The sequence below is a fragment of the Cohnella sp. GbtcB17 genome (assembly GCF_019091135.1).
Taxonomy (GTDB): domain Bacteria; phylum Bacillota; class Bacilli; order Paenibacillales; family Paenibacillaceae; genus Cohnella.
The window spans coordinates 1-256 of sequence record NZ_JAGXJW010000321.1 but is presented as its reverse complement, the minus strand read 5'-3'; the positions used below and the strand labels follow the sequence as shown (position 1 = coordinate 256).

Genomic DNA, 256 nt, shown 5'->3' with positions numbered 1-256 from the left:
AAAGCGGTTCCGCTCTTCGCGCTTTACGCTTTGACGCTGCCTCTCGTCATACCGTCGCACCCCGGAACTTGGATCATCACAGCCGCGGCCGTTATCCTCGCCGCTTACATCAACATCTGCATCAATTATTTGATCGGGTCATTGGCGTTATGGTCGACCGAATCGAGATGGCTGTATTGGATCAACCTTACGGCATCGGCGATTTTGGCCGGCGGGATGATCCCGCTCGAATGGCTGCCGGAATGGCTGCAGCGTA

Annotated in this window: 1 pseudogene; it reads left to right on the top strand. The window is 55.9% G+C overall.

Annotated elements, in window-relative coordinates:
- Nucleotides 1-256: pseudogene (locus KVT38_RS33845) on the top strand (hypothetical protein); the annotation flags it as partial.